This window comes from Streptomyces sp. NPDC043867, from assembly GCF_056435845.1.
Genome location: NZ_JBWKDS010000005.1, coordinates 278,387 through 286,491, shown reverse-complemented (window position 1 = coordinate 286,491; position 8,105 = coordinate 278,387). Strand labels below are relative to the sequence as shown.

The window sequence follows — 8,105 nt, the reverse complement described above, 5'->3', positions numbered from 1 at the left end:
GGGCCTTTTTTTGGGGGGAGGGGGTGGGGGGCCGGGTTTTTGTTCGCACATAACGGGGGGGGGGGTGGGGGGGGGGGGGGAGGGGGAGGGGGGGGGGGGGGTGCTTTCCCCCCCCCCCCCCCCCCCCGCCCGTCGGAGGTGTCTAGCGCAGGAAGGGGTCCACCGCGACCGCCACGAAGAGCAGCGACACGTAGGTGATGGACCAGTGGAACAGCCGCATCTCCTTGAGCTTGCCGCCCGTCGCCTCGGACTTGGCGCGGTTCTGCAGACCGTGCGCCTCCCACAGCCACCAGCCGCCGGCCACCAGCGCGACCGCCGTGTAGAACCAGCCGGTGTAGCCGAGCGGGGTCAGCAGCAGCGAGACGGCGACCATCATCCAGCTGTAGAGGACGATCTGGCGGGCGACCACCTTGTTCGAGGCGATGACCGGAAGCATCGGCACGCCCACGCGCGCGTAGTCGTCCCGCACCTTCATCGACAGCGGCCAGTAGTGCGGCGGCGTCCAGAAGAACATGACGAGGAAGAGGACGACCGGCGCCCACGACATCGAGTTCGTGACCGAGGACCAGCCGATGAGGACCGGCATGCAGCCCGCGATGCCGCCCCAGACGATGTTCTGCGACGTACGGCGCTTGAGGATCATCGTGTAGACGACCACGTAGAAGAGCAGGGCGCCGAGCGACAGCCAGGCCGACAGCCAGTTGACCGTCAGGCCGAACAGCAGCGTGGAGACCACCGCGAGCGAGAGGCCGAAGGCCAGGCACTCGCGCGGGCTGACCATGCCGGTGACCAGGGGCCGCTGGGCGGTGCGGTCCATCAGGGCGTCGATGTCGCGGTCGATGTACATGTTGAGCGCGTTGGCACCCCCCGCCGACAGGTAGCCGCCCAGGCAGGTCAGGAGCACCAGCTTCAGGTCGGGCACACCCTGCTCGGCCAGGAACATCACCGGCACTGTGGTGATCAGCAGCAGCTCGATGATCCGCGGCTTGGTCAGCGCCACGAACGCCTTCACCCGGGCCCCGAACGGCCGGTGGCCCGGGCCGGTGTTTCTCCCGAGCTCTCCCCTGGTCTTCACGGCATGGGCGGTGCCCCCACCCGCTGGACGGGATTCGACGGCCGTCACGCACACCCCTGACAGAGACATCCCAGCAAGCCCCCGGGTGTGAACTCCCCGTAAAGGCTCGCGCGTACCACGCCACTGTAGACGTTGCCCAGACCCCGCCCTTCGCGGGGGTGGGGTCGTGTTGGAGAGCTCCGCACAAAGAGCCGGGTGCCACTCGATTGAGCAGTCAGATGAGCGCCTCCGTATTCACTTGCCACACAGGGAACAGGCCGGTCGGGAGGCGGATCCCGTCCAGTCCCCGCAACCTGGAATGAGTCGAAAAAACGCACGTACTTACGGGGGTAGGCTCGACAAAGTCCGGTGGGCGCCAAGCGCACCGGCATTCGACATGTGGACCATGTGGAGAGGAGCCCTGACTCAGGGTGAGCACCAAGCCGACCACCACAGACCTCGAGTGGACCGAGTTGGACCAGCGGGCCGTCGACACCGCCCGCGTCCTGGCCGCCGATGCCGTACAGAAGGTCGGCAACGGCCATCCGGGTACGGCGATGAGCCTGGCGCCCGCCGCCTACACCCTCTTCCAGAAGGTGATGCGGCACGACCCGGCGGACGCCGACTGGACCGGACGCGACCGCTTCGTGCTGTCCGCGGGTCACTCGTCCCTGACCCTCTACATCCAGCTGTACCTGGCCGGCTTCGGCCTGGAGCTGGAGGACCTCCAGTCCTTTCGGACGTGGGGCTCCAAGACGCCCGGTCACCCCGAGTACGGCCACACGACCGGTGTCGAGACGACGACCGGCCCGCTCGGCCAGGGCGTCGCCAACGCGGTGGGCATGGCCATGGCCGCCCGCTACGAGCGCGGCCTGTTCGACCCGGAGGCCGCCCCCGGCAGCTCCCCGTTCGACCACTTCATCTACGCGATCGCCGGCGACGGCTGCCTCCAGGAGGGCATCTCCGCGGAGGCGTCGTCCCTGGCGGGCCACCAGAAGCTCGGCAACCTGGTCCTGCTGTGGGACGACAACCACATCTCGATCGAGGGCGACACCGAGACGGCCGTCTCCGAGGACACCGTCAAGCGGTACGAGGCGTACGGCTGGCACGTGCAGCGGGTGCAGCCGAAGGAGAACGGCGACCTCGACCCGCAGGCGCTCTTCGCCGCGATCCAGGCCGCGAAGGCCGTGACGGACAAGCCGTCGTTCATCGCGATGCGCTCGATCATCGCCTGGCCGGCCCCGAACGCGCAGAACACCGAGGCCGCGCACGGCTCGGCGCTCGGCGACGACGAGGTCGCGGCCACCAAGCGCGTCCTCGGCTTCGACCCCGAGAAGTCCTTCGAGGTGTCCGACGAGGTCCTCGCCCACACCCGTGGCGCGCTCGACCGGGGCCGCGAGGCCAAGGCCGAGTGGGACAAGACGTTCGCCGCCTGGCGCACCGCCGACCCCGAGCGCGCCGCCGAGTTCGACCGCATCGCGTCGACCGCGCTGCCGGCCGGCTGGGAGGACAAGGTCCCGGTCTTCGAGGCGGGTACGTCCGTCGCCACGCGTGCCGCGTCCGGCAAGGTGCTCCAGGCGCTCGGCGCGGTCATCCCCGAGCTGTGGGGCGGCTCCGCCGACCTCGCCGGCTCGAACAACACGACGATCGACAAGAACTCGTCGTTCCTCCCGGAGGGCAACCCGCTGCCGGGCGCGGACCAGTACGGCCGCACGGTGCACTTCGGCATCCGCGAGCACTCCATGGCCGCGGAGATGAACGGCATCGCGCTGCACGGCAACACCCGCATCTACGGCGGCACCTTCCTGGTGTTCTCCGACTACATGCGCAACGCCGTGCGCCTGTCCGCGCTGATGCACCTGCCGGTGACGTACGTGTGGACGCACGACTCCATCGGCCTCGGCGAGGACGGCCCCACCCACCAGCCGGTCGAGCACCTGGCGTCGCTGCGCGCGATCCCCGGCCTGAACGTCGTCCGCCCGGCGGACGCCAACGAGACCGCGATCGCCTGGCGCGAGATCCTCCGCCGCTACACCAAGGTGTTCGGCGAGGGCGCTCCGCACGGCCTGGTGCTGACCCGTCAGGGTGTGCCGACGTACGAGCCCGACGAGAACGCGGCCAAGGGCGGTTACGTCCTGCTGGAGGCCGAGGGCGGCACGCCCGAGGTCATCCTGATCGGCACCGGCTCCGAGGTGCATGTGGCCGTCGAGGCGCGTGAGCAGCTCCAGGCCGCGGGCATCGCGACGCGGGTCGTGTCGATGCCGTCCGTGGAGTGGTTCGAGGAGCAGGACCAGGGGTACCGGGACAGCGTCCTGCCGCCGTCCGTCAGGGCGCGGGTGGCGGTGGAAGCCGGCATCGGTCTGACCTGGCACCGCTTCGTCGGCGACGCCGGACGCATTGTTTCGCTGGAGCACTTCGGTGCTTCCGCCGACGGCAAGGTGCTCTTCCGGGAGTTCGGCTTCACTGCCGAGAACGTCGCCTCCGCCGCCCGGGAATCGATCGCCGCAGCCCAGCGCTGACGCTGACATACGACACGTAGGAGATGCATTTTCCATGACAGACGCACTCAAGCGCCTCTCCGAGGAAGGCGTGGCGATCTGGCTGGACGACCTGTCGCGCAAGCGGATCACGTCCGGCAATCTCGCCGAGCTGATGGATCAGCAGCACGTCGTGGGCGTCACCACCAACCCGTCGATCTTCCAGAAGGCCATCTCGCAGGGCGACGGTTACGACCAGCAGCTCTCCGACCTCGCCGCCCGCCGGGTCACGGTCGAGGAAGCCATCCGCATGATCACCACGGTGGACGTCCGCGACGCCGCCGACATCCTGCGTCCGGTCTTCGACTCCACGGACGGCCAGGACGGCCGGGTCTCCATCGAGGTCGACCCGCGTCTGGCGCACAACACCAAGGCGACCGTCGCCGAGGCCAAGCAGCTCGCCTGGCTGGTCGACCGCCCGAACACGCTCATCAAGATCCCGGCCACCGAGGCGGGCATCCCGGCGATCACCGAGGTGATCGGCCTCGGTATCAGCGTGAACGTGACGCTGATCTTCTCCCTGGAGCGCTACCGCAAGGTCATGGAGGCCTACCTGGCCGGTCTGGAGAAGGCCAAGGAGCGCGGCCTGGACCTCTCCAAGATCCACTCGGTGGCGTCCTTCTTCGTGTCCCGGGTGGACGCGGAGATCGACAAGCGGCTCGACGCGCTGGGCACCGACGAGGCCAGGGCCGTCCGCGGCAAGGCCGCCCTCGCCAACGCGCGGCTCGCCTACCAGGCGTACGAGGAGGTGTTCAGCGGCGAGCGCTGGGCCGCCCTCGACAAGGCGCAGGCCAACAAGCAGCGTCCGCTCTGGGCGTCGACGGGCGTCAAGGACCCGGCGTACAAGGCCACCATGTACGTCGACCAGCTGGTCGCGCCGAACACGGTGAACACCATGCCGGAGGCCACGCTCGAGGCGACCGAGAGCGAGGGCGAGATCACCGGGAACACCGTCTCCGGTACGTACGAGCAGGCCCGCGCCGATCTCGACGCGGTCGAGAAGCTCGGGATCTCGTACGACGAGGTGGTGCAGCTGCTGGAGGACGAGGGCATCGAGAAGTTCGAGTCCGCCTGGAACGACCTGCTCAAGTCGACCGAGGCAGAGCTCCAGCGCCTCGCCCCTTCGGAGGGCTGAGATCTTGTCGAGCAGCAATCCGCTGCGTGACCCCGCAGACCGACGGCTCCCGCGTATCGCGGGGCCGTCGGGCCTGGTCATCTTCGGCGTCACGGGCGATTTGTCACGTAAAAAGCTGATGCCCGCCGTGTACGACCTCGCCAACCGCGGACTGCTGCCACCGGGCTTCTCGCTCGTCGGCTTCGCCCGGCGCGAGTGGCAGGACGAGGACTTCGCCCAGGAGGTCCATGACGCCGTCAAGGAGCACGCCCGCACGGAGTTCCGCGAGGAGGTCTGGCAGCAGCTCATCCAGGGGATGCGCTTCGTCCAGGGCAACTTCGACGACGACGACGCCTTCGAGCAGCTGAAGGCGACGATCGAGGACCTCGACAAGGCCCAGGGCACGGGCGGCAACTTCGCCTTCTACCTCTCCGTGCCGCCCAAGTTCTTCCCCAAGGTCGTGCAGCAGCTCAAGAAGCACGGGCTGGCCGACCAGCAGGGCGGGTCCTGGCGGCGCGCGGTCATCGAGAAGCCCTTCGGCCACGACCTCAGGTCGGCCGAGGAGCTCAACGCGATCGTCCACGAGGTCTTCGCCCCCGAACAGGTCTTCCGCATCGACCACTACCTGGGCAAGGAGACCGTCCAGAACATCCTGGCGCTGCGCTTCGCGAACCAGATGTTCGAGCCGATCTGGAACCGGTCGTACGTCGACCACATCCAGATCACGATGGCCGAGGACATCGGCATCGGCGGACGGGCCGGCTACTACGACGGCATCGGCGCCGCCCGTGACGTGATCCAGAACCACCTGCTCCAGCTGATGGCGCTGACCGCCATGGAGGAGCCGGCCTCCTTCGACGCGGACGCGCTCGCCGCCGAGAAGACCAAGGTGCTCGGCGCGGCCAGGCTGCCGAAGGACCTGGGCAGCAACACGGTCCGCGGGCAGTACGCGGCGGGGTGGCAGGGCGGCGAGAAGGTCGTCGGCTACCTCCAGGAGGACGGTATCGACGCCAAGTCGAAGACCGACACCTACGCGGCCGTCAAGCTGGAGATCGACAACCGCCGCTGGGCGGGCGTCCCCTTCTATCTCCGTACGGGCAAGCGCCTGGGCCGCCGCGTCACCGAGATCGCCGTCGTCTTCCAGCGCGCCCCGCACTCCCCCTTCGACCACACGGCGACCGAGGAGCTCGGCTCGAACGCGATCGTCATCCGCGTCCAGCCGGACGAGGGCATCACGGTCCGCTTCGGCTCCAAGGTCCCCGGCACCTCCATGGAGATCCGGGACGTGTCGATGGACTTCGCGTACGGCGAGTCCTTCACGGAGTCCAGTCCGGAGGCGTACGAGCGGCTGATCCTCGACGTCCTGCTCGGCGACTCCAACCTCTTCCCGCGCACGGAGGAGGTCGAGCTGTCCTGGAAGATCCTCGACCCGATCGAGGAGTACTGGGACGCGAACGGCAAGCCCGCACAGTACCTGGCCGGCACCTGGGGTCCCGTCGAGGCGGACCAGATGCTGGAACGAGACGGACGGAGCTGGCGGCGGCCATGAAGACAGATCTCACGGACACCACGGCCAGCAAGATCAACAAGGCGCTCGTCCAGGGCCGCCGCGCCATCGGCACACCGGCCGTCGGCATGGTGCTCACCCTCGTCATCGTCACGGACGAGGAGAACGCCTACGACGCGCTGAAGGCCGCGAACGACGCCTCACGCGAGCACCCCTCGCGCACCCTCGTGGTCATCAAGCGCGTCTCGCGCTCGCCGCGCGACCGCACGAAGTCGCGCCTCGACGCCGAGGTGCGCCTCGGAGTGGAGGCCGGCACCGGCGAGACGGTCATCCTGCGCCTGTACGGCGAGGTCGTGGACCACGCCCAGTCCGTCGTGCTCCCGCTGCTGCTGCCGGACGCGCCCGTCGTCGTCTGGTGGCCGGTGAACGCGCCGAGCGACCCGGCCAACGACCCCCTGGGCGCGCTCGCCCAGCGCCGGGTCACCGACAGCTACGCCTCCGAGCAGCCGGTACGGGAACTCGCCGCCCGCGCCGACGCCTACGCCCCCGGTGACACGGACCTGTCGTGGACCCGCATCACGCCCTGGCGTTCGATGCTGGCCGCAGCTCTGGACCAGGTCGTCTGCGAGGTCAAGGCGGTCGAGGTGGAGGGCGAGGAGTTCAACCCGAGCTGCGAGCTGCTCGGCATGTGGCTGGCGGACCGGCTCGACGTACCGGTCAGGCGCTCGGTGTCGTCGGGCCCCGGCCTCACCGCCGTCCGGATGGACACCGACTGCGGCCCGATCGTCCTGGACCGCGCCGACGGCTCGCTGGCCACGCTGACCATCGAGGGCCAGCCCGCCCGCGCGGTGGCCCTCAAGCGCCGCGAGACCGCCGAGCTGATCGCGGAGGAGCTGCGCCGGCTGGATCCGGACGACACCTACGCGTCGGCGCTGCGGTACGGCGTGGACCGGCTGACCGCCGGCTCCGCCGACACCCCGGCGCAGGGCCCGGACTCCGGTGCGGCCACCGACGAGGCACCGGCCGGGCGGACCGCGAAGGCACCCGCCAAGAAGGCCGCGAAGGCCCCGGCCAGGAAGGCGGCCGCCAAATGAGCACTCCGCAGCTCGTCGTCCACCACGACAAGGAGCTGATGGCCAGGGCCGCCGCGGCCCGGCTGGTCACGAAGATCGTGGACGCGCAGGCCTCGCGCGGCCACGCCTCGGTGGTGCTCACCGGCGGACGCAACGGCAACGGTCTGCTCGCGGCGCTGGCCGCCGAGCCCGCCCGGGACGCCGTCGACTGGGCCCGCCTCGACCTGTGGTGGGGCGACGAGCGGTTCCTGCCCGAGGGCGACCCGGAGCGCAATGTCACCCAGGCCCGTGAGGCGCTGCTGGACTCGGTCCCGCTGGACCCCGCGCGGGTCCACGCGATGCCCGCGTCCGACGGCCCGTACGGCGGCGACGCGGACGCGGCGGCCGAGGCGTACGCCGCCGAGCTCGCGAAGGCGGCGGATCCCGAGAACCACGGGCCCGTGCCGACGTTCGACGTCCTGATGCTGGGCGTCGGCCCGGACACCCACGTGGCCTCGCTCTTCCCGGAGCTGCCCGCGGTGCGCGAGACCGACCGCATGGTCGTCGGGGTGCACGGGGCGCCGAAGCCGCCGCCGACGCGCATCTCGCTCACGCTGCCCGCGATCCGTTCGGCCCGGGAGGTGTGGCTGCTGGCGGCCGGCGAGGACAAGGCGCGGGCGGCGGCCATCGCCCTGTCGGGCGCCGGTGAGGTGCAGGCGCCGGCGGCCGGCGCCTACGGCCGGTCCCGCACCCTGTGGCTGCTGGACTCCGCGGCGGCCTCGCAGTTGCCCCGCTCGCTGTATCCGCCCGCGTCACCGTAGGACGCCGGGCGGCACGGCCC

Annotated in this window: 6 protein-coding genes; 5 read left to right on the top strand and 1 reads right to left on the bottom strand. The window is 70.2% G+C overall.

Going from position 1 to position 8,105, the window contains the following annotated elements:
* Window positions 1-142 precede the first annotated feature (142 nt).
* The gene (locus tag AC069T_RS07735) at window positions 143-1,129 is read right to left on the bottom strand and encodes a heme o synthase (RefSeq protein ID WP_478781869.1); all 987 of its coding nucleotides are present in this window, start codon (window positions 1,127-1,129) and stop codon (window positions 143-145) included.
* 356 nt (window positions 1,130-1,485) lie between these two features.
* Between AC069T_RS07735 and tkt the strand changes: the two genes are divergently transcribed.
* Genes tkt through pgl form a run of 5 tightly spaced genes read left to right on the top strand, consistent with a single transcriptional unit; the run spans window position 1,486 to window position 8,085 of the window.
* Window positions 1,486-3,573 carry a transketolase gene (tkt, locus tag AC069T_RS07730; protein ID WP_478781857.1) on the top strand — a complete coding sequence of 696 codons (2,088 nt, stop codon included), beginning with the start codon at window positions 1,486-1,488 and terminating at the stop codon, window positions 3,571-3,573.
* Window positions 3,574-3,607: 34 nt separating this feature from the next.
* Window positions 3,608-4,726, top strand: coding sequence for a transaldolase (gene tal / locus AC069T_RS07725; RefSeq protein ID WP_478781856.1), 1,119 nt, complete (start codon window positions 3,608-3,610; stop codon window positions 4,724-4,726).
* Between the two features lies 1 nt (window position 4,727).
* A complete protein-coding gene (zwf, locus tag AC069T_RS07720; protein WP_478781868.1) occupies window positions 4,728-6,254 on the top strand; it encodes a glucose-6-phosphate dehydrogenase in 1,527 nt (508 codons plus the stop codon).
* Complete coding sequence (gene opcA, locus AC069T_RS07715) at window positions 6,251-7,306, top strand: glucose-6-phosphate dehydrogenase assembly protein OpcA (protein ID WP_478781855.1); 1,056 nt, start codon at window positions 6,251-6,253, stop codon at window positions 7,304-7,306. The genes zwf and opcA overlap by 4 nt, the downstream gene beginning before the upstream one ends.
* A complete protein-coding gene (pgl, locus tag AC069T_RS07710; protein ID WP_388790383.1) occupies window positions 7,303-8,085 on the top strand; it encodes a 6-phosphogluconolactonase in 783 nt (260 codons plus the stop codon). Before opcA ends, pgl begins: the two co-directional genes overlap by 4 nt.
* The last annotated feature ends 20 nt before the right edge of the window (window positions 8,086-8,105 follow it).

Excerpts from the sequence above, each read along its gene's own strand:
- tal (WP_478781856.1), top strand. The coding sequence starts at position 3,608 with ATGACAGACGCACTCAAGCGCCTCTCCGAGGAAGGCGTGGCGATCTGG.
- opcA (WP_478781855.1), top strand. The coding sequence starts at position 6,251 with ATGAAGACAGATCTCACGGACACCACGGCCAGCAAGATCAACAAGGCG.
- pgl (WP_388790383.1), top strand. The coding sequence starts at position 7,303 with ATGAGCACTCCGCAGCTCGTCGTCCACCACGACAAGGAGCTGATGGCC.